18 protein-coding genes and 1 pseudogene are annotated in these 19,219 nt (G+C 72.8%); 11 read left to right on the top strand and 8 right to left on the bottom strand.

Going from position 1 to position 19,219, the window contains the following annotated elements:
- Positions 1-1,630: malto-oligosyltrehalose synthase (locus DZF91_RS39845; protein WP_199486685.1), on the top strand; the 1,630-nt coding region annotated here is incomplete at its 5' end.
- Positions 1,627-3,423 (top strand): malto-oligosyltrehalose trehalohydrolase, encoded by a 1,797-nt coding sequence (gene treZ, locus DZF91_RS16525; protein WP_117358352.1) that lies wholly within the window; start codon positions 1,627-1,629, stop codon positions 3,421-3,423. The genes DZF91_RS39845 and treZ, both read left to right, overlap by 4 nt.
- On the opposite strand, the gene DZF91_RS16520 is transcribed toward treZ, so the two are convergent.
- Positions 3,362-3,832 carry a hypothetical protein gene (locus tag DZF91_RS16520; protein WP_117358351.1) on the bottom strand — a complete coding sequence of 157 codons (471 nt, stop codon included), beginning with the start codon at positions 3,830-3,832 and terminating at the stop codon, positions 3,362-3,364. The two genes, treZ and DZF91_RS16520, sit on opposite strands and share 62 nt — an antisense overlap.
- A gap of 124 nt (positions 3,833-3,956) precedes the next feature.
- Here DZF91_RS16520 and DZF91_RS16515 point away from each other — a divergent pair, with 124 nt between their 5' ends.
- Together DZF91_RS16515 and DZF91_RS16510 are read left to right on the top strand one after the other, a co-directional pair.
- Complete coding sequence (locus DZF91_RS16515) at positions 3,957-4,628, top strand: response regulator transcription factor (RefSeq protein WP_019629095.1); 672 nt, start codon at positions 3,957-3,959, stop codon at positions 4,626-4,628.
- A 662-nt stretch (positions 4,629-5,290) separates the two neighbouring features.
- Entirely contained in the window at positions 5,291-6,568 is a 1,278-nt protein-coding gene (locus DZF91_RS16510; RefSeq protein WP_117358350.1) for an ATP-binding protein, read from the top strand.
- Between the two features lie 79 nt (positions 6,569-6,647).
- On the opposite strand, the gene DZF91_RS16505 is transcribed toward DZF91_RS16510, so the two are convergent.
- A complete protein-coding gene (locus DZF91_RS16505; protein WP_235834344.1) occupies positions 6,648-7,232 on the bottom strand; it encodes a GtrA family protein in 585 nt (194 codons plus the stop codon).
- Between the two features lie 298 nt (positions 7,233-7,530).
- On the opposite strand from DZF91_RS16505, the gene DZF91_RS16500 reads away from it, so the two are divergent.
- Positions 7,531-8,739 carry a 5-(carboxyamino)imidazole ribonucleotide synthase gene (locus tag DZF91_RS16500; RefSeq protein ID WP_268915947.1) on the top strand — a complete coding sequence of 403 codons (1,209 nt, stop codon included), beginning with the start codon at positions 7,531-7,533 and terminating at the stop codon, positions 8,737-8,739.
- Entirely contained in the window at positions 8,736-9,230 is a 495-nt protein-coding gene (gene purE / locus DZF91_RS16495; protein WP_117358348.1) for a 5-(carboxyamino)imidazole ribonucleotide mutase, read from the top strand. Before DZF91_RS16500 ends, purE begins: the two co-directional genes overlap by 4 nt.
- 8 nt (positions 9,231-9,238) lie before the next feature.
- Here the strand turns inward: purE and DZF91_RS16490 are convergent, their stop codons facing one another.
- On the bottom strand, positions 9,239-10,123 hold the full coding sequence (locus tag DZF91_RS16490; RefSeq protein ID WP_117358347.1) for an NAD(P)-dependent oxidoreductase: 885 nt from the start codon (positions 10,121-10,123) through the stop codon (positions 9,239-9,241).
- Between the two features lie 89 nt (positions 10,124-10,212).
- Between DZF91_RS16490 and DZF91_RS16485 the strand changes: the two genes are divergently transcribed.
- Positions 10,213-10,551: a winged helix-turn-helix transcriptional regulator gene (locus tag DZF91_RS16485; RefSeq protein ID WP_117358346.1), complete on the top strand. Its 339-nt coding sequence runs from the start codon at positions 10,213-10,215 to the stop codon at positions 10,549-10,551.
- On the opposite strand, the gene DZF91_RS16480 is transcribed toward DZF91_RS16485, so the two are convergent.
- The 4 genes from DZF91_RS16480 to DZF91_RS16465 form a co-directional block, all read right to left on the bottom strand.
- The gene (locus tag DZF91_RS16480) at positions 10,552-10,965 is read right to left on the bottom strand and encodes a CoA-binding protein (protein WP_117358345.1); all 414 of its coding nucleotides are present in this window, start codon (positions 10,963-10,965) and stop codon (positions 10,552-10,554) included. It lies immediately after the preceding gene.
- A gap of 48 nt (positions 10,966-11,013) precedes the next feature.
- Complete coding sequence (locus DZF91_RS16475) at positions 11,014-11,241, bottom strand: helix-turn-helix domain-containing protein (protein WP_117358344.1); 228 nt, start codon at positions 11,239-11,241, stop codon at positions 11,014-11,016.
- Positions 11,238-11,882 (bottom strand): DUF2975 domain-containing protein, encoded by a 645-nt coding sequence (locus DZF91_RS16470; RefSeq protein ID WP_158587959.1) that lies wholly within the window; start codon positions 11,880-11,882, stop codon positions 11,238-11,240. Before DZF91_RS16470 ends, DZF91_RS16475 begins: the two co-directional genes overlap by 4 nt.
- A 177-nt stretch (positions 11,883-12,059) precedes the next feature.
- On the bottom strand, positions 12,060-13,334 hold the full coding sequence (locus DZF91_RS16465) for a UDP-glucose dehydrogenase family protein (protein ID WP_235834346.1): 1,275 nt from the start codon (positions 13,332-13,334) through the stop codon (positions 12,060-12,062).
- Between the two features lie 180 nt (positions 13,335-13,514).
- Between DZF91_RS16465 and DZF91_RS16460 the strand changes: the two genes are divergently transcribed.
- Positions 13,515-14,684, top strand: coding sequence for an acyl-CoA dehydrogenase (locus DZF91_RS16460; protein ID WP_117358341.1), 1,170 nt, complete (start codon positions 13,515-13,517; stop codon positions 14,682-14,684).
- 72 nt (positions 14,685-14,756) lie between these two features.
- Here the strand turns inward: DZF91_RS16460 and DZF91_RS16455 are convergent, their stop codons facing one another.
- Positions 14,757-16,472: an LCP family protein gene (locus DZF91_RS16455; RefSeq protein ID WP_117358340.1), complete on the bottom strand. Its 1,716-nt coding sequence runs from the start codon at positions 16,470-16,472 to the stop codon at positions 14,757-14,759.
- A 142-nt stretch (positions 16,473-16,614) separates the two neighbouring features.
- Here DZF91_RS16455 and DZF91_RS16450 point away from each other — a divergent pair, with 142 nt between their 5' ends.
- From DZF91_RS16450 to DZF91_RS42695, 3 genes and pseudogenes are all read left to right on the top strand, one after another.
- Positions 16,615-17,664: a glycosyltransferase family 2 protein gene (locus DZF91_RS16450; RefSeq protein WP_117358339.1), complete on the top strand. Its 1,050-nt coding sequence runs from the start codon at positions 16,615-16,617 to the stop codon at positions 17,662-17,664.
- A gap of 80 nt (positions 17,665-17,744) precedes the next feature.
- Positions 17,745-18,422, top strand: a complete 678-nt coding sequence (locus DZF91_RS16445; protein ID WP_147341179.1) for a hypothetical protein — start codon at positions 17,745-17,747, stop codon at positions 18,420-18,422.
- A 103-nt stretch (positions 18,423-18,525) separates the two neighbouring features.
- Positions 18,526-19,219: pseudogene (locus DZF91_RS42695) on the top strand (hypothetical protein); the annotation flags it as partial.

The raw sequence follows: 19,219 nt of genomic DNA, 5'->3' as shown, positions 1-19,219 counted from the left end.
GGCCCTGGGCCCCGCCGGGCCCGGCACCGCCCCCGAAGGCGACCCTGGCCCCGCCGGGCCCGGCGACCCGGCCGGGGGCGGCGGACGGCCCTGGGTGCTGGTGGAGAAGATCACCGCGCCCGGCGAGGACCTGCCCGCCGACTGGGACTGCGCGGGCACCACCGGCTACGACGCGCTCGGCATGATCGGAGGCCTCTTCCTCGACCCGGCGGGCGAGAAGCCCCTGACCAGGGCCTATGCGGAGTTCACCGGGGGCGCGACCGCGTTCGCCGAGGTCGAGCGCGAGGCCCGCCGGTACGTCGCCGAGCACGGGCTGCGCCCGGAGATCGACCGGCTGCACCGCGTCCTGGTGCGGGCCCGTCCGGCGGACGATCTCGACGCGCTCCGCGCCGCCCTGGTCGAACTGCTCGTGGCGATGCGGGTGTACCGCGCCTACGTCACGCCCGGCGAGGAGCCGCCCGAGCAGGCCCGCCGCGTGCTGGACGAGGCGTCCCGCGAATGCTCCGCGCCGCTCGTGCCGGAGGTCGCGCACGAGGCGCTGCACGGCGACCCGGAGTTCGTCGTCCGGTTCCAGCAGGTCAGCGCGCCGCTGGCCGCCAAGGGCGTCGAGGACACCGCGTTCTACCGCTGGTCGCGGATGGCCGCGCTGAACGAGGTCGGCGGCGACCCCGCCCGGTTCGCCGTCACGCCCGCCGACTTCCACGCGCACTGCCGCCGGGTCGCCGCCGGCAGGCCGCTGAGCCTGACCACCCTGTCCACCCACGACACCAAGCGGCAGGAGGACGTCCGGGCCCGGCTGGCCGTGCTCGCCGAGATCCCGCACGAGTGGGAGAGCGCCGTCCGGGTGTGGCGCGCGCCGTCGTCGCCCCTGGAACCGGACCTGGAGTACCTGATGTGGCAGACGCTCGTCGGGGCGTGGCCGATCACCGAGGAGCGGATGGCCGGATTCCTGACCAAGGCCATGCGCGAGGCCAAGACCAGGACGAACTGGATCACCCCGGACGAGGGGTACGAGCGGGCCGTCCTGGAGTACCTGCACACGGCCCTGTCGTCCGGGACCGCCGAGGAGGTCATCCGGTTCGCCGCCCGGCTGGAGCCCGCGACCCGCGTGAACGCGCTGGGGCAGAAGATCGTCCAGCTCACGGTGCCGGGCGTCCCGGACGTCTACCAGGGCTGCGAGCTGGTCGGCGGCTCCCTGGTGGACCCCGACAACCGCCGGCCGGTCGACTTCGAGCGCCGCCGCGCCGCGCTCGCCCGCCTGGACGACGACGCCCCGCCCGGCGGCCTGGACGACGAGAAGCTGCTGGTCACCTCGCGGGCGCTGCGGCTCCGCCGGGACGAGCCGTCCTGGTTCGCCCCGCCGAGCCCGCACGAGCCGCTGACGGCCGTCGGCCCGGCCGCCGAACACGCCGTGGCCTTCCGCCGGGGCCGGGCCGTCACCGTCGCGACCCGCCTCCCCGTCGCGCTGGACCGGCTCGGCGGCTGGACGTCCACGCTGCTCGACCCGGGCGGCGAGGGGGAGTGGCGCGACCTGCTCACCGGCGAGGTCCACCGGGGGCCCCTGCTGGAGCTGGCCGTCGTGCTGGAACGCATGCCCGTCGCCCTGCTCGTCCCGGAGGACCGCGCATGACCCGCTTCTCCGTCTGGTCCCCGTCCGCCCGGAACGTCGCCGTCGCCCTCACGGCCCCGGACGACCCGGTGACGGTGCCGCTGGCGCCCGCCGGGGACGGCTGGTGGACCGCCGACGTCCCCGGGGCGGGCCACGGCACCGACTACGGCTTCCTGCTGGACGACCGCGACGAGGTGCTGCCCGACCCGCGCTCCGCCTGGCAGCCGCGGGGCGTCCACGCCCCCAGCCGCGTCTACGACCACGACCGGTTCCGCTGGACCGACGGCGCGTGGCGGGGACGTCCGCTCGCCGGTTCGGTGCTCTACGAGCTGCACGTCGGCACGTTCACCCCGGAGGGGACCCTCGACGCCGCCGCCGCGCGCCTCGACCACCTGGTCGAGCTGGGCGTTGACGCCGTGGAGCTGATGCCCCTCGCGGCCTTCTCCGGCCACCACGGCTGGGGGTACGACGGCGTGTGCCTGTGGGCCGTCCACGAGCCCTACGGAGGCCCGGACGCCCTGAAACGGTTCGTCGACACCGCGCACGCCCGGGGGATCGCCGTCGTCCTGGACGTCGTCTACAACCACCTCGGCCCGTCCGGGAACCGCCTCCGGGACTACGGCCCGTACTTCACCGACGCCTACGCCACCCCGTGGGGCGACGCCGTCAACTTCGACCAGGCGGGCTCGGACGGAGTCCGCGCGTTCATGATCGAGAACGCCCTCATGTGGCTGCGCGACTTCCACCTGGACGGCCTGCGGCTGGACGCCGTCCACGCCATCCGCGACCAGCGGGCCGTCCACGTCCTGGAGGAGCTGTCGGCCGCCGTGGACGCGCTGGCCGCCCGGCTCGGCCGCGCGCCGTTCCTGATCGCCGAGTCCGACCTGAACGACCCGCGCGTGATCACGCCGCGCGAGGCGGGCGGGCACGGCGTCAGCGCCCAGTGGGACGACGACGTGCACCACGCCCTGCACGCCCTGCTCACCGGCGAACGCCAGGGGTACTACGTCGACTTCGGCGCGACGCGCACCCTCGCCAAGGCTCTGACCAGCGCGTTCGTCCACGACGGCGGCTACTCGACCTACCGGGGGCGCCGCCACGGCCGTCCGGTCGACCGGGCCCGGACCCCGGCGCACCGCTTCGTCGTCTCGCTCCAGAACCACGACCAGATCGGCAACCGCGCCGCGGGCGACCGGCTCTCCGGCCCGGACGGCTCCGGGCTTCCGCTCGACCGCCTCAAGATCGGCGCGGCGCTGCTGCTGCTCGGCCCGTTCACGCCGATGCTGTTCATGGGCGAGGAGTGGGGCGCGTCCACGCCCTGGTGCTACTTCACCGACCACCGCGAACCCGAGCTCGGCCGCGCCGTCACCGAGGGACGCCGCCGCGAGTTCGCCGACCACGGCTGGCGGGGCGAGGTTCCCGATCCACAGGCTGTGGATACTTTCCGGCGGTCCGTCCTCGACTGGACGGAGCCGGAGGCGGGCCGCCACCGCGAGCTGCTGGAGTGGTACCGCGCGCTGATCGCCCTCCGCCGCGCCCGGCCCGAGTTCACCGACCCCGACCTGACCCGCGTCCGCGTCGAGACGGGCGAGAGGTGGCTGGTCATGCGGCGGGGCGGTCTCCGCGTCGCCGTGAACCTCGGCGACGACCCGCTCGACCTCGGCCCGGGACGGCTCGTCCTGGCGTCCGGCAAGGTCACCGAGACCCCGGCCCCCGCCCCGGCCGAACGGGCGGCCGGCGGGGAAGGGGTGATCAGCGTCGTTGCCGACGCGGTCGCCGTGGTGGCCGATGCCGGCGTTCCCGTGCCGAGGTGACCGGTGATCCGGCACGATGGTGGTGGAGCCGCGAGTGGACCGCCCAGGCGGACAGGGCGGCGAGGGCCGCGCCCATGAGCAGCAGGACCGGGTGCGTCCAGCGCGTCCAGGCGCCCGTGCAGGCGCCCGTGCAGGCGTCCACCAGGGGGAGGCCCCAGACCGCCGTGCCGGTGACTCCCAGCACATTCGCGACGCCCTCGGCGAGCGCGTACCACCACACCCGGACGGACGCCTCCGCGAGGAACCCGGCGGCCCCGCCGAAGGACATGAGAACGGCAAGAATCAGACACACGCCGACATAAGGCGCGTGCTGGAAACCATCGGGCACCAGCAGGAACTGGACGGAGCCGAGCAGGACGAACAGCACCGCTCCCGCCGGCCGGGCCGCGACCGGGTCGAGGGGCGGCACGTGCGGATACCTCCGGGGGTGTGGAGAAATGTCTGCATTCGAGGATGTACTACGAGTGGCAAACCGCAGGTCAAGAGCGCGGCGGTAGCCAGGAAACGTTCATGAATGGCCATACGATCGGTTCATGACCTCAGTACTGCTCGCCGAGGACGACACGTCCATCTCCGAGCCTCTCGCCCGCGCGCTGCGGCGCGAGGGGTACACCGTCGAAGTCAGCCCGGACGGGCCGCAGGCCCTGGAGCGGGCGCTCGGCGGAGGCGTCGACCTGATCGTGCTGGACCTCGGGCTGCCCGAGCTGGACGGTCTGGAGGTCGCGCGTCGGGTCCGCGCGGAGGGCCACGGTGTGCCGATCCTGATCCTGACCGCGCGAGCCGACGAGGTGGACACCGTCGTCGGCCTGGACGCCGGCGCCGACGACTACGTGACCAAGCCCTTCCGGCTCGCCGAGCTGCTGGCCCGCGTCCGGGCCCTGCTGCGCCGCGGCAGCACCGAGACGCCCATCGTGCAGGGCGTGCGGATCGACGCCGAGTCCCGCCGGGCCTGGATGGGCGACCAGGAGCTCCAGCTCACCACCAAGGAGTTCGACCTGCTCCGCGTGCTGGTCCGCGACGCCGGCAAGGTCGTCACGCGGGAGCAGATCATGCGCGAGGTGTGGGACACCAACTGGTGGGGTTCCACGAAGACCCTCGACATGCACATCTCGTGGCTACGGCGCAAGCTCGGCGACGACGCCGGCAGCCCCCGCTACATCACCACCGTGCGGGGCGTCGGCTTCCGGTTCGAGCGCGGCGACTGACCGCTCCCGCCGCGCCGTCCGCGCGGACCGGCCACGACGGCCGGCCGGGCCACCGGTCAGGACGGGCGCGGCGCCCCAGGGGATCGGGCGCCGCGAACGCACCGGCCCGGTCGCCGTGCCCGTCCCGAGCGGCCACGGCGACCGGCCACCGGGTACCTGACCGCCGGGGCCCGACCACCGGGGGTTCGATCACCGGGGGTTCGACCACCGGGGGTTCGACCACCGAGGAGCGGCGGCCACCGGGGGAGCGGCGGTCGACGGCCTCACGGGTCCGGGACCGACGGCCTCACGGGTTCCGGACCGGCGGACGGCCGGGCCGGGTGCGGCGGCGGGAGTCCGTCCGCCGCACCGACAACAGGAAGAGCTACGGGACACGTGATTTGGGTGGAGCGCATACCCTGCGCCGAGGGCGCGGAGCGCATCCGCCGTCTTCGCGTGTCCCGCCGGACCCGTGAGGGTCCTCCCGGCACCTAGCGCCGCGTGGGCCGCATGCCCGCACGGCTCCTCCCCGCGTGCCGGGGCCGCACCGTTCGTACACCACCTCCGCGCCGCCCGGGGGAACGGGGGTCGTCCCCTCCGGCCGCGCGGTCAACGTCCAACCCGTACGGGGGCCGGGCCGTCCCGAGCGGTTCCGGCGCACCGCCTCTCGTTGAGGAGGCCCGATGAGGCGCCGACTGCTCCTGTCGACGCTCGCCGTGGCGATCGTCGCGATCCTGCTGCTCGGCATACCCCTCGCCTACGCCACCAACAAGCTCATCTACGAGGAGGCGAAGCAGGCGCTCGAGCGCGAGGCCAGCTCCATCGTCGGCGGCGTCGGCTTCAGCCTGGAGTCGCACCAGCCCGTCACCCGCGACAAGATCGCGCAGGAGTACCCCGGCCGGTACATCGTCATCACCCTGCCGGACAACCGGACGGTCACCGCGGGCACCCCGCCCCGCAGCGTGGACGACCAGCTCACCGCCACGGCGACCGTGTCCGGCGTGCACGTCCAGGTGGCGCAGCCCGCCCAGCAGGTGCGGGACGAGGCGCTCCGGCAGATGCTGCTGATCGGCAGCCTGGCCGCGCTCGGCGTCGCGGTGACCGTGGGACTCGCGATGTTCCAGGCCCGCAAGCTCACCCTGCCGCTGATCGACCTCGCCGAGACCGCCGACCGGCTCGGCACCGGGAACGCCCGGCCGCGCCGCCGCCGGTACGGCATCCCCGAGGTGGACCGGGTCGCCGAGGTGCTCGACAACAGCGCCGTCCGGATCGCCGACCTGCTCGCCGCCAGCCGCGAGTTCGCCTCCGACGCCAGCCACCAGCTCCGCACCCCGCTGACCGCGCTCACCATGCGGCTGGAGGAGATGATCGAGGCCGCCGACTACCCGGACGTCGTCCGGGAGGAGGGCGCGGCGGCGATCGCGCAGACCGAGCGGCTGGTCGCGGTGGTCGAGCAACTGCTCGCCCGCGCCCGGCACGACCGGACGGGCGGCGCCGTGGCCGCGCCGATCGACCAGATCATCGAGCAGCAGGTGGAGGAGTGGCGGCCGATCTTCCGCCGGGACGGCCGGGACATCCGGATCATCGGCGAGCAGGGCCTGGTCGGCATGACCACGCCCGAGGGCCTCTCCCAGATCGTCGCGACCCTGCTGGACAACTCGCTGGTGCACGGCGACGGCGTCGTCACGATCAACACCAAGCAGGGCGCCGCGTCGGTCGTGGTGGAGATCGGCGACCAGGGCACCGGCATCCCGCCCGACCTGGAGCCCCGGATCTTCGAGCGCAGCGTCAGCGGTGGCCAGGGCACCGGCCTCGGCCTCTACCTGGCCCGGTCGCTCGCGGCGGTGGACGGCGGACGGCTCGAACTGATCCAGTCCCGTCCGGCGACCTTCGGGATCTTCCTGCGCCAGGCGTCCGAGGCCAGGCTCGCCGAGGAGCGCGTGGTCATCGGCCCGGTCTGAGCCCGGAGCCGCGCGGGCGGGCGTCCGCGACGGACGGCGACCGAGGGCGGCGTGCGGATCAGGTGTTCAGGCTTGCGGATCAGGTGTTCAGCGGGGTGCGGGAGAACTCGGCCATGCCCTCGGGCTGCGTGCGGGACGGCTCCAGCGGCGTGCTCGCGCCGGTGGGGGCCCCGTCCTGGACGGCGCGGGCGGCGGCCGGGTCGGGCAGGCCGCCGGCGGTGACGGGCGGGGCGCCCTCGGGCAGGAAGACCCACTTCTTGTAGGCCCAGTAGCGGAAGAGGGTCGCGACGCCGGTGCCGACGACCAGGGACGCGTTGTAGGCGATCCAGCCGCGCTGGTCGAGCGCGAACTTGACGAAGCCCTGGATGAGCCAGGTGATCAGCAGTCCGACGCCGTTGAGCACGAAGAAGGTCACGTACTCGCGGCCCATGCCGCTCTGCTCGCGGTGGCGGAACGTCCAGTACCGGTTGGCGAGGTAGGCGAACGTGGCGGCCACGACCGTGCCGACGCCCGTGGACGTGAGCTCGCCGACTCCGAAGCCCACGTGGAGCAGGTTGCCGAGGCCCGTGGTGATCACGAACGCGAGGGCGCCGATGCTGCCGAACTTCGCCAGTTCGTGCACGATGTGCGCGAACCGTCGGTAGAGATTGGCGACAAAGCTCACGTAAGGGACCCGTCCTTCCGGACCTCGGTACTGCGGGTGTTGCGGTCGGCGGTGGCAGGGCTCGGGCTCTGGGCTCCGGCCGGTGGGTGAACCGTCGAGGCACATCGAGAATAGACGCAAGCCGCCTCCGCGGCGCCAGAACAAGAACGTTTCGCCGTAACCGCTCAGTTCCCCTGCATGCCCCGGACTTCTCCGGACTTACCTCCTTGGACGTACTGATTACCCAAAGAGTTCATGCCCGTCGATTTCGGGCCTGATCGGAGTGTCCCCCGTGTCGGCGCCCGATACCCTTCTCTGCGTGAGAGACGCAGCTCAGAGCGGTGGCGACGCCGCGGGCCGGACCCCCGTGGTCGGCATGGCCGGAGGCGGGCAGCTCGCCCGGATGACCCAGCAGGCGGCGATCGCGCTCGGCGTGTCGCTGCGGGTGCTGGCCGGATCGGCGGACGACTCGGCGGCCCGGGTGACGCCCGGCACGTCCGTCGGCGACGACCGGTCCGAAGCCGACCTGACGGCGTTCGCCGCGGACTGCGACGTGCTCACCTTCGACCACGAGCACGTCCCCGGCCCGCACATCGAGGCCGTCGAGGCGTCCGGGGTGCCGTGCCGGCCGAGCGCGGACGCCCTCCGGCACGCCCAGGACAAGCTGGTCATGCGCGAGCGGCTGAGCGGCTTCGGCGCGCCCTGCCCGGCGTTCGCCCCCGTCCCGGACCGGGCGGCGCTGGAGCGGTTCGCCGGCGAGCACGGCCTCCCGCTGGTGCTCAAGGCCACCCGCGGCGGCTACGACGGCAAGGGCGTCTGGGTGGTCAAGGACCTGGACGACCCCCAGGTCGCCGAACTGCTCGGCCAGGACGTCCCGCTGATGGCCGAGGAGATGGTCTCCTTCCGCCGCGAGATCGCCGCGCTCGTCGCCCGCTCGCCCTACGGGCAGGGCGCCGCGTACCCGGTGGTCGAGACCGTCCAGGAGGACGGGATCTGCGTCGAGGTGATCGCGCCCGCGCCCGGCCTGTCGTCCGACCGCGCCGAGCAGGCGCAGCGCCTCGCCCTGGACATCGCCGACAAGCTGGGCGTGACGGGGCTGCTGGCGGTCGAGCTGTTCGAGACCGAGGACGGCCTGCTGGTCAACGAGCTGGCGATGCGTCCGCACAACTCGGGGCACTGGACGATCGAGGGCGCCCGCACCTCGCAGTTCGAGCAGCACCTGCGCGCCGTCCTGGACCTGCCGCTCGGCTCGACCGAGCCCGCCGCCCGCTGGACGGTCATGGCGAACGTCCTCGGCGGCGACGACCTGGACCTGTACTCCCGGTACTTCCACGTGATGGCGCACGACCCCGGCGTCAAGATCCACTTCTACGGCAAGCACGTCCGGCCGGGGCGCAAGATCGGGCACGTGACCGTCCTCGGCGACGACCTGGCCGACCTGCGCGAACGCGCCCGGCACGCCGCCGACTACCTGCGCTGGGGCCCCGCCATGGCGGACCGCGCGACCGCGAAGGAGAACGCCGGATGAGCACCCCCGTCGTGGGCGTCGTGATGGGCAGCGACTCGGACTGGCCGGTCATGAAGGCCGCCGCCGAGGCCCTGGAGGAGTTCGGCGTCCCGTACGAGGCGGACGTGGTGTCCGCGCACCGGATGCCGCACGAGATGATCGCCTACGGCACGGACGCGGCGTCCCGCGGCCTCAAGGTGATCATCGCCGGGGCGGGCGGCGCGGCCCACCTGCCCGGCATGCTGGCGTCGGTGACGCCGCTGCCGGTGATCGGCGTCCCGGTGCCGCTGAAGTACCTGGACGGCATGGACTCGCTGCTGTCGATCGTCCAGATGCCCGCCGGCGTCCCGGTCGCGACCGTCGCGGTCGGCGCGGCCCGGAACGCCGGGCTGCTGGCCGCCCGGATCCTCGCCGCGAACGACGAGGACCTGCGGGCGAAGATGGAGGCGTTCCAGCAGGAGCTCAAGGCCCAGGCCCAGGCGAAGGGCGCCCGCCTCCGCGAATCCCTCTGACCTCCGGGTCAGGAACGGAGCAGGTCGATCACGCCGGTGGTGCCCTCGTCGGGGTGGCCGTCGGCGAGGCGGCGCTCCATGAGCGCCGTGAACGGGGTGATCAGCTCGGCGCTGACGCCCCGCTCCTCGGCCGTCCGCAGCAGCGTGGCGTTCCCCTGCACCATCATCGCCAGGTTGGACGTCACGCCGAGCGTGTAGTCGCCGCTCTCCAACTGGGCGGCGACGCCGTGCGTGTACCCGGCCATGGCGGTCAGCCACTCGACCAGGAGCGCCGCGAACCCGGACGGCGGGACGTCCGTGCCGCGCATGAGCGCGAACGCGTGGGACACCCCGGCGAACATGCCGGTCATCGCGCTCAGGAGCGCCACGTCGTGCAGCGCGGCCGAACCGGGGTCCTCGCCTACGTACCGGGCGCCCGCCGGGACGCTCAGCGCCTTCTGTGCCTCCTCGAAGAGCTCCCCGGAGCCGCTGTAGAACACGTACCCGCCGGACTCCGGGACGCCGATCATCGGCGGGACGGCCATGATCCCGCCGTCCAGGTAGCGGGCGGCGCCGCGTCCGGCGGCCCAGGCGGCGCGTGCGCGGGCCTGCTCCGGCGTGCCGGTCGTGAGGTTGACCAGGTCCTTCCCGGTGAGGTCGGCGTCCGCCAGGGCCTCCTCCACGGACGCGTCGTCCAGCAGGCAGACGACGACGAGCGGGCTCGCGGCGACGGCCTCGGCGGCGGACGCGGCGGCCTTGGCGCCCTCGGCGGCGAGCGGCTCGGCGCGGCTGGCGGTGCGGTTCCAGACGGTCAGCTCGTATCCGGCGGACAGCCAGGAGCGCGCGACGGCCGCGCCCATCGCGCCGAGTCCCAGCATGGTGATCTTCTTGGTGTCGGTGCTCATGCCGTCCAGCCTGGCGGTTCGTTCGCAATGCGAACAGTACGCACTTCAAGGTGCGTGGTTACCCTGGCGTTAGTGATCAGGCTGGGAGGGCGGCGGAGATGCGGGTGATGCGGCGGCCGAGCGCGCACGAGTGCGGACTGGACGCGGCGATGGAGATCGTCGGGGGCAAGTGGAAGGTGTCCATCCTGTGGGCGCTGGGCGTGCGCGTGCACCGCTTCGGCGAACTGCGCCGGGCGCTCCCGGGCATCACCGAGAAGGTCCTCGCGGCCCAGCTCCGCGAGCTCATCGAGGACGGCATCGTCCACCGCGAGGAGCTGGACGAGGTGCCGCCGCGCGTCGAGTACTCCCTCACCCCGCGCGGCGCCGCCCTCAACGACGCGCTCGCGCCCCTGGGAGCCTGGGGCAGCGAGCACGTCCTCGGCCGCGAGAGGGTGTGATCAGCGGCGCAGCGCCCACTCGACGCCGGGGCAGCGGTCCATGACGACGTCCAGCCCGGCGTCCCGCGCGCGCCGCGCCGCGTCCTCGTCGACGACGTCGAGCGGCATCCACACCGCCTTCGCGCCGGCGGCGACAGCCTCGTCCACCACGGCCCCGGCGAACTCCGTCCGCCGGTAGATGCCCACCACGTCGATCTCGTCCGGCACCTCGGCGAGCGACGCGTACCCGCGCTCGCCGAGCACCTCGCCCGCCGCCGGATGCACCGGCACGATCCGCTTGCCGCGCTGCTGCAGCAACCGCGCCTGCTGGAAGGCGTCCCGCTCGGGATTGTCGGAGAGCCCCACGAACGCCCACGTCCGGGACTCGTTCAACAGCTTCTTGATCACCTGCTGGTCAGCGAACTCCGCACTCATGCCACCCACAACCCCGCATCCCGCCCCGCACTTCCCGCCGCAAGGAGGTCAACGCCCCTCGCGCCGGACCCTGAGCAGATCCCCGGGCTGGCAGTCCAGCACCTCGCACAGCCTGGTCAGCGTCGAGAAGCGGATCGCCCGCGCCCGGCCGTTCTTGAGCACCGAGAGGTTCACCACCGAGACGCCCACCAGCTCGGAGAGCTGCGTCAACGTCATCCCCCGCGCGGCCAGCAACGCGTCCAGGCCCACCTCGACGGCGTGGTCGTCGCCGCTCACACCGTCCCCTCCAGGTCCTCGCGCATCTCCACGCCCATCCGCAGGATCCGCGCGACGGCCAGCAGTCCCAACCCCGTGAGGACCAGGCTGAACTGGAAGCCGAACCAGCCGAGCGGGTCGAGGTCCGCGGTCCGGTACATGCCGTCGATCAGGGACGTGCGCGCGGCCTCCTCGGCCGTCTTGGCGACCACGCCCCCGACCGCGAGCCACCAGCCGAGGACCTGGAGCCGGCGGACGTTGCCCGGATGGAACGGCCCTGCCTGGGCCGCGTGCCGCACCAGCCGCCAGAGCATCAGGATCGCCGCGAAGTACAGGACGAACGACGGCAGCTGGGTCGCCACGTTCAGGGCCCGCTGACCGAACGAAGGGTCGTTCACGCAGAGGCTGAGGCCGCTCTGACTGGCCACCACTCCCGGCTTGAACAGCGACGGCAGGTGGTCCGCGCCACTGTCGAAGGAGGGTGAGTCGTCCCTGACGCAGATGGTCCGCTCGCCGAACCCGAGGAGGGTGCCGGAGCCGAACACCATGGTGAGTGAGCTGAGGACCAGGAACGAGGTCATCACCTTGACCAGGACGTCCAGTGTCACGTCGAGGGGACGAAGGGGATTGCGCGCGGCGCGCCGGAGGGGTGTGGCGGTCAACGGGAGCTCCATATCGAAAGTCGTTGTTATCGACATTCGATAACAACGACTTTCGATATGTCAACCCGATGCGGCAGCGGCGAACCCGGCGGCCGGGCCGAGCGCGCGTTGGGCGGGGCAACAAAAAAGCTCTTGGCTGGTCGCCGGGGGCGACCAGCCAAGAGCGGGGTCATCGGGTCAGGGGCGGCCGAGGGCTCGGTAGTTCCAGCCGGCGGCGCGCCAGTGGTCCGGGTCGAGGGCGTTGCGGCCGTCCACGATGTTCTTCTCGGCGACGACCTCGGCGAGCGCGTGCGGGTCCATCTCGCGGAACTCCGACCACTCGGTGAGCAGCAGGACCACGTGGGCGCCGCGGGCGGCGTCCGGCGCGGACGGGCCGAAGTTCAGCGTGGGCTGGGCGCGGCGCGCGTTCGGCATGGCCTTCGGGTCGTAGACGGTCACGCGGGCGCCCTGGCCGCGGATGGACGCCGCGACGTCCAGGGCCGGGGAGTCGCGGACGTCGTCGGAGTCGGGCTTGAAGGCCGCGCCGAGGACGCCGACCGTCCGGCCGATGAAGGACCCGCCGAGCAGCTCGCGCGCCAGGTCCACCATGCGGATCCGGCGGCGGATGTTGATCTCGTCCACCTCGCGCAGGAAGGTGAGCGCCTGGTCGGCGCCCAGCTCGCCCGCCCGGGCCATGAAGGCGCGGATGTCCTTCGGCAGGCAGCCGCCGCCGAAGCCGAGGCCGGGGCCGAGGAACTTGCCGCCGATGCGGTCGTCGTGCGACAGCGCCTCCGAGAGTTTGGTCACGTCCGCGTGCGCGGCCTCGCACACCTCGGCCATCGCGTTGATGAACGAGATCTTGGTCGCGAGGAACGCGTTCGCGGCGACCTTGACCAGCTCGGACGTCGGGTAGTCGGCGACGACGAACGGGGTGCCCTCGGCGATCATCGAGGCGTAGACCTCGCGGAGCGTCTTCTCCGCCAGCGTCGCGGCCTCGGCGTCGGACGGCAGCCCGACGACGATCCGGTCCGGGTGCAGCGTGTCCTTGACGGCGAAGCCCTCGCGCAGGAACTCGGGGTTCCAGGCGAGGACGGCGTCCTCCCCGGCGGGCGCGGTGGCGGCCAGCTTCCGGGCGAGCCGCCCGGCCGTCCCCACGGGTACGGTCGACTTGCCCACGACCAGGCACGGCCGGTCGAGATGGGGCGCCAGCGCGTCGACGGCGGCGTCCACATAGGTCATGTCGGCGGCGTACTCGCCTTGCTTCTGCGGCGTCCCCACGCAGATGAAGTGGACGTCCCCGAACTCCGCCACCTCCTCGAACGAGGTGGTGAAGCGCAGCCGTCCGTTCTCCAGGTTCCGCCGCAGGACGGGCTCCAGCCCCGGTTCGTAGAAGGGCAGGTCCCCCGCGGCCAACCGGGAGATCTTCTCCCGGTCCACGTCCAGACCCAGGACCTCGAATCCGAGATCGGCCATGCAGGCCGCGTGCGTCGCGCCCAGGTAGCCCGTCCCGATCACGGTCAGGCGGTGCGTCAAAGCCCTTCCTCCTGTCTAGTCCGTCCCCCGACGTGTTGCCGCCTCCCAGCAAGACTTGCCCGCTCAGATGCGGGGTCCCTGCACCGGACGGGAAGTGTACCGGCGGGTAGCATTCGCGCTATGAGTCCCGACTTTCCCGCGTACGCACCCTCGGAGGAGCACGAGATGCTCCGCCAGACGGTCCGCGAGCTCGCCGATGCCAAGATCGCCCCGTTCGCGGCGGCGGTCGACGAGGAGTCCCGCTTCCCCCAGGAGGCCCTGGACGCGCTGGTGCAGAACGAGCTGCACGCGGTGCACGTCCCGGAGAGCTACGGGGGCGCCGGGGCCGACGCCCTGGCCACCGTGATCGTCATCGAGGAGGTCGCCCGCGCGTGTGCCTCCTCCTCGCTGATCCCGGCGGTGAACAAGCTCGGCACGGTTCCGGTCCTGCTGTCCGGCTCCGAAGAGCTGAAGAAAAAGTATCTGACTCCGGTGGCCAAGGGCGAGGCCATGTTCTCGTACGCCCTCTCGGAGGCCGACGCGGGGTCGGACGCGGCGGGCATGAAGACCCGCGCGGTGCGGGACGGCGACCACTACGTCCTCAACGGCGCCAAGATGTGGATCACCAACGCCGGAGTGTCGGAGTACTACACGGTCATGGCCGTGACCGACCCCGCGAAGGGCGCCAAGGGCATCTCGGCGTTCGTCGTGGAGAAGTCGGACGAGGGCGTCTCCTTCGGCCCGAAGGAGAAGAAGCTCGGCATCAAGGGCTCCCCGACCCGCCAGGTCATCCTGGAGAACGTCCGCATCCCCGCGGACCGGATGATCGGCGCCGAGGGCACCGGCTTCAAGACCGCCCTCGCCACCCTGGACCACACCCGCATCACCATCGCGGCCCAGGCCCTCGGCATCGCCCAGGGCGCCCTCGACTACGCCGTCGGCTACGTCAAGGAGCGCAAGCAGTTCGGCAAGCCCATCGCCGACTTCCAGGGCGTCCAGTTCATGCTGGCCGACATGGCGATGCGCCTGGAGGGCGCCCGCCAGCTCACCTACCACGCCGCGATCAAGTCCGAGCGCGCCATGCACGGCGAGAAGGTCCCGGACCTGACCTTCGTCTCGTCCGCCTGCAAGTGCCTCGCCTCGGACGTCGCGATGGACATCACCGTCGACGCCGTCCAGCTCCTCGGCGGCTACGGTTACACCCGCGAGTTCCCCGCCGAGCGCATGATGCGCGACGCCAAGATCACCCAGATCTACGAGGGAACCAACCAGATCCAGCGCATGGTCATGGCCCGCCAGCTCCTCAAGTAGGGCTTCGAGGACGCGCCCCGGCTCCTGTGGGAGTCGGGGCGCGTTCTGTGTCGGCAGGCTTTCGGCGACCGGTTACTTGCAGAGTTTGTCGCTGGCGGTCTTGGCCTCCACGTGGGTGTTCGGGTCGCTGGGGGAGGCGGTCGCGGACGGGGACGTCGTGGGCGTGATGTGGACCTTCTTCGCGCCGGTCCAGTCGTCGCCGACCAGGACCTGGATGCGCGAGCCCAGGCCGTCCACCTGCTTGAGCTTGGCGCCGGGGATGGCCGCCGCGAGCGTCTTGGCCGAGTCGGCGCGGGACGCGCCGTACTGGATCAGGGTGGTGGAGCGCCCGCGCTCGGCGATGCCGGGGACGACCGTGACCTGGAAGCCGACCTCGCGCAGGTCGCCGCCGGCGCGGGCGGCGAGCCGGGGGGTGCCGACGGCGTTCAGGACGCGGACGTCGATGTCCTTCGGTGCGACGGTCGGGGCGTCGGGGTCTGCGGTCGGGGACGCCGCCGGGGTGGTGGGGGAGGGCTTCGCCGGCGGCTCGGTCAGCGGCTGGTCGCGCCGGATGCGGGTGAACAGGTCGTCCGCCGCGGACTTGTCCCACTGGACGGTGGACTGCGGCTGCGCCTGGTTCCACAGGACGACGTTGTAGCCCGGGTTCGACAGCGGGACCTTCGCGAAGGTGACGTGGTCGGTCGAGACGCCCTTCATCTGGTCGGCGAGCTTCGGCAGGTCGTCGGCGAGCTTGCGGTCCACGCGCAGGGAGTGCAGGGCCGCGTTCAGGAACTTGGTCGACTTCACCGGGTCGCTCAGCGTCCGGCTGCTGAGGGCCTGCTTCATGAGGGACGCGATGAACGCCTGCTGCCGGTCGATGCGGCCGAGGTCGGTGCCGTCGCCGAGGGTGTAGCGGGCGCGCGAGTAGGCGAGCGCCTTCAGGCCGTCCACGTGCGACTTCCCGGCCGGGAGGGCGAGGCCGGACTTCGGGTCGTTGACCGCCTGCTCGGTGCAGACGTCCACGCCGCCGAGCGAGTCGACCATGTTCACGAAGCCGTAGAAGTTGACCTCGACGTAGTGGTCGATGGGGACGCCGGTGGCCTGCTTGATCGTCGCGACCGTGAGGTCGGGGCCGCCGAACTGGTAGGCCCAGGTCAGCTTGCCGTACCGGGCCGGGACCTCCGCGCCCTTGGCGCCCTCGGACCCGTTCGACTTGTGCGCCGGGATCTGCACGTAGGAGTCGCGCGGCAGGCTCACCACGCTGACCTTGTCGTGGTCGCGGTTCACGTGGACGAGCAGCATGGTGTCCGACCGCTCGCCCGGCTCATGGCCGAGCTTGGCCCTACGCTGCTGCTCGCGGGTCAGGCCCTCGCGCCGGTCGACGCCCGCGACCAGGATGGTCATCGCGCCCTTCGGCGCGTCCTTGCCGCCGCCGAGGCCACCGACCGACACCTTGTCGATCGTGCCGGTCACGTAGTTCTGGAACGCCCACGCGGCGCCGGACGTGAGCAGCACGAACGCCGACATGGTGCCGGTGACGGCCAGGAACCGCCGCTGCCGCCGCGCGCTCATCACGGCGCGCGGGCCGAGCGCGGGGGGCGTCCCCCGGTCCGGACGGCGCGGGCCGCGCGGGGTGTCGACGGTCACCCTGGGAGCGGGCACGCCGTCCACGGTGACCCCGTCGATCTCGCCGTCCTCGGCGGCCGGGGAGCCCGTCGGCACCCCTCCCGGCCTGGGCCGGAAGTACCGCTCCAGCGGGTCGTCGTCCCCCCGCCCACCGCCGCGGGTCGAGCCGTGCCCGTCCGTCATGCTGGCCGCCGCCTCCTACACCGCTTGCCGACGTGAGTCCGCACCACTCTAAAGTGGACGACGCCGAATCGTTCGCTACCTGGACCTCGTGTCCTTGCAGTAACGTGGCGCCGACTTGACCCGCCTTGGACCCCAGGACCCGATGAACCCGCCTTCGCACACCCAGAGCGACCTGCAGGACGTCCGTTCCGCCCAGCACGCCGAACGCACCTGGCCTGCGGTGTCGGTGGTCATGCCGGTGCTGAACGAGGAACGCCACCTCGACGACGCGGTCCGGCACACCCTGACCCAGGACTACCCCGGCGAGCTGGAGCTGGTGCTCGCGGTCGGGCCGTCCCGCGACCGGACCGAGGAGATCGCGCGCGGGCTCGCCGCGTCCGACCAGCGGATCCGCGTGGTCCCGAACCCCACCGGGCGGACGCCGCAGGGGCTGAACATCGCGATCCGCGCGTCCCAGTACTCGATCATCGTCCGGGTGGACGGCCACTCGCTGCTGCCGCCGGACTACGTCCGGGCCGCCGTCGAGACGATGGAGCAGACCGGTGCGGACAACGTCGGCGGGATCATGGCCGCCGAGGGCGTGACGCCGTTCGAGCAGGCCGTGGCGCGGGCGATGACGTCCAAGCTGGGGGTCGGCAACGCGCGGTTCCACACCGGCGGCGAGCCGGGCGAGGTCGAGACCGTCTACCTCGGGACGTTCCGGCGCAGCGCGCTGGAGCGGGTCGGGTTCTACGACGAGACGTTCGTCCGCGCGCAGGACTGGGAGATGAACCACCGGATCCGGCAGACCGGCGGGAGGATCTTCTTCACCCCGCGGATGAAGGTCACCTACCGGCCGCGGCCGAACCTGCGGGCGCTGGCCAAGCAGTACTACCACACCGGCCGCTGGCGCCGGGTGGTCGGCCGCGAGCACCAGGGCACGCTCAACCTGCGCTACCTCGCGCCGCCGCTGGCGGTCGTGGCGATGGTCGCGGGCGCGGTGGCCGGGGCGTTCGGGTTCTGGCCGGGCTGGATCCTGCCCGGCGGGTACGCGCTGGCGATGATCGCCGGGGCGGCCGTGGAGGGCCGCGGGCTGCCGTTCGCCGCGTGGCTGCGGCTGCCGCTGGTGTTCGCGACCATGCACGTCTCGTGGGGCGTCGGCTTCCTGACCAGCCCGCCCGGACTCGGACAGTCCAAACCGAACAAAAGCTGACAGTTTCCCCCAAAGGGACTGTGATCTTGGAACCTCCGGGGCTAGGTTGACCGACCAGGCTCAGCCCCCGGAGGTTTTCCATGTCCAACGGAGCCCGACACGCCCTCGGTGTGCTGGCGGGGGTCCTCGCGATCCCCGCGCTCGGCGCGCTGCTGATCTTCGGCGCGCACCGGATCAACCGGCAGCAGAGCGTGATCGCCCGGACGTACCGGGACGGATCCGTCACGGACGGGCTGCTCGTCCTGGGCCTCCTGGTGGCGACCGGGCTGCTGGTGGCGCTGCTGTGCGGCTCCCGGCTGTCGCCCCTCGCCTCGCTCATCGCGGGCGCGCCGCTGCTCGGCGTGGGCGCCTTCTCGGCGGTCCGTCCGGTGCAGGCGTTGGCGAAGCTGGACGACCTGCCCGGCGGCAAGGGGCAGTACGGCATGGACGCCGCGTTCCTCGCGCGCAGCGGCATAGTGCTGCTGGTGGGCGCGGTGCTCTTCCTCGCGTCCTTCCCGCCGTCGCGGTGGCGCGGCCGTGCCAGGGGCGACTCGCTCCCGTTCTCCGAGGCCGCCGGCGATCGTCCGGCCGCCGAGGCGTGGAGTCCGCCTCCCGGCATGCCGATGGTGTCCGGGCACGAGGCCCCGCCGCTCTTCGACGGCCAGGCGGCGCCGTCTCACGCACACGAGCCCGGCGGACGGCCCGGCGGCGGACGGCCCGGCCCGGCTGAGCCCCGGGGCGGCGAGTGGACGCAGGCTTTCGGCGGCGAGGGGCGCTGACCGTCTCCCGCCCGTCCCGTTCTCGACGTAGGAACCGGACGCCGCCGACCGGCGTCCGAGCGGTCGGTCCTGTCGCCCGGGGCCGCTCCTCTGGAGGTGGTACATGACCAACGGTGCCCGGCACGGGCTCGGCGCGCTCATCGGCCTCGTCGCGACCCCGGTGCTCCTCGCCTGGTTCGGCCTGCTGGCGGACCGGGAGTACGAGTGGCGCACGAGGATCATGGTCCGGTACATCACGAAGGGAACGGGCGGGCAGGGGCTCGTCCTCATCCTGCTGCTGGTGGTGACGGCGGTGCTGCTCGGCGCGCTCTGCATGCGCCGCCTGTCACCGCTGGCGTCCCTGATCCCCGGCGTGGTGCTGGGCGTGGTGAACGCCGTCTGGCTGGTCGACCCGTACTCCGTCATGAAGAGCATCGGCGGTTCGGGCGGGCGGCTCTGGCTGATGCACTTCTTCGACCTGCTCTCCACCGGGCTGGTGCTGCTCGCGGGCGGTGTGCTGGTCGCGATGTCCGCCGCGCCGGGCCGGTGGCGGGGCCGCGACGACGCGCCGGTCGTCAGGGCGAACGAGGCTTTCTCGATGGTCGGCTGGCCGGGCGGCCCCGAGCACCCGGGTCCGGCGACGCCGGGACACGGAATGCCCGGCTACGGGATGCCGGGCCCCTCCGGGACGCCCGGTTCCGGGACGCCCGGGATGCCGGGGCCGGGGGCGACGGGGGCAGGGGCGCCGGGGCCGGGGGCTTCGCCGGGGCCGTTCGGGCACCCGCCCGCGTACCCGCCCGCGCCGCCCCCGCAGGACC

The sequence above is a fragment of the Actinomadura logoneensis genome, assembly GCF_003428695.1.
GTDB classification, from domain to species: domain Bacteria; phylum Actinomycetota; class Actinomycetes; order Streptosporangiales; family Streptosporangiaceae; genus Spirillospora; species Spirillospora logoneensis.
Note: the sequence above shows the minus strand (reverse complement) of the source record. Positions and strands in the feature narration are given on the sequence as shown.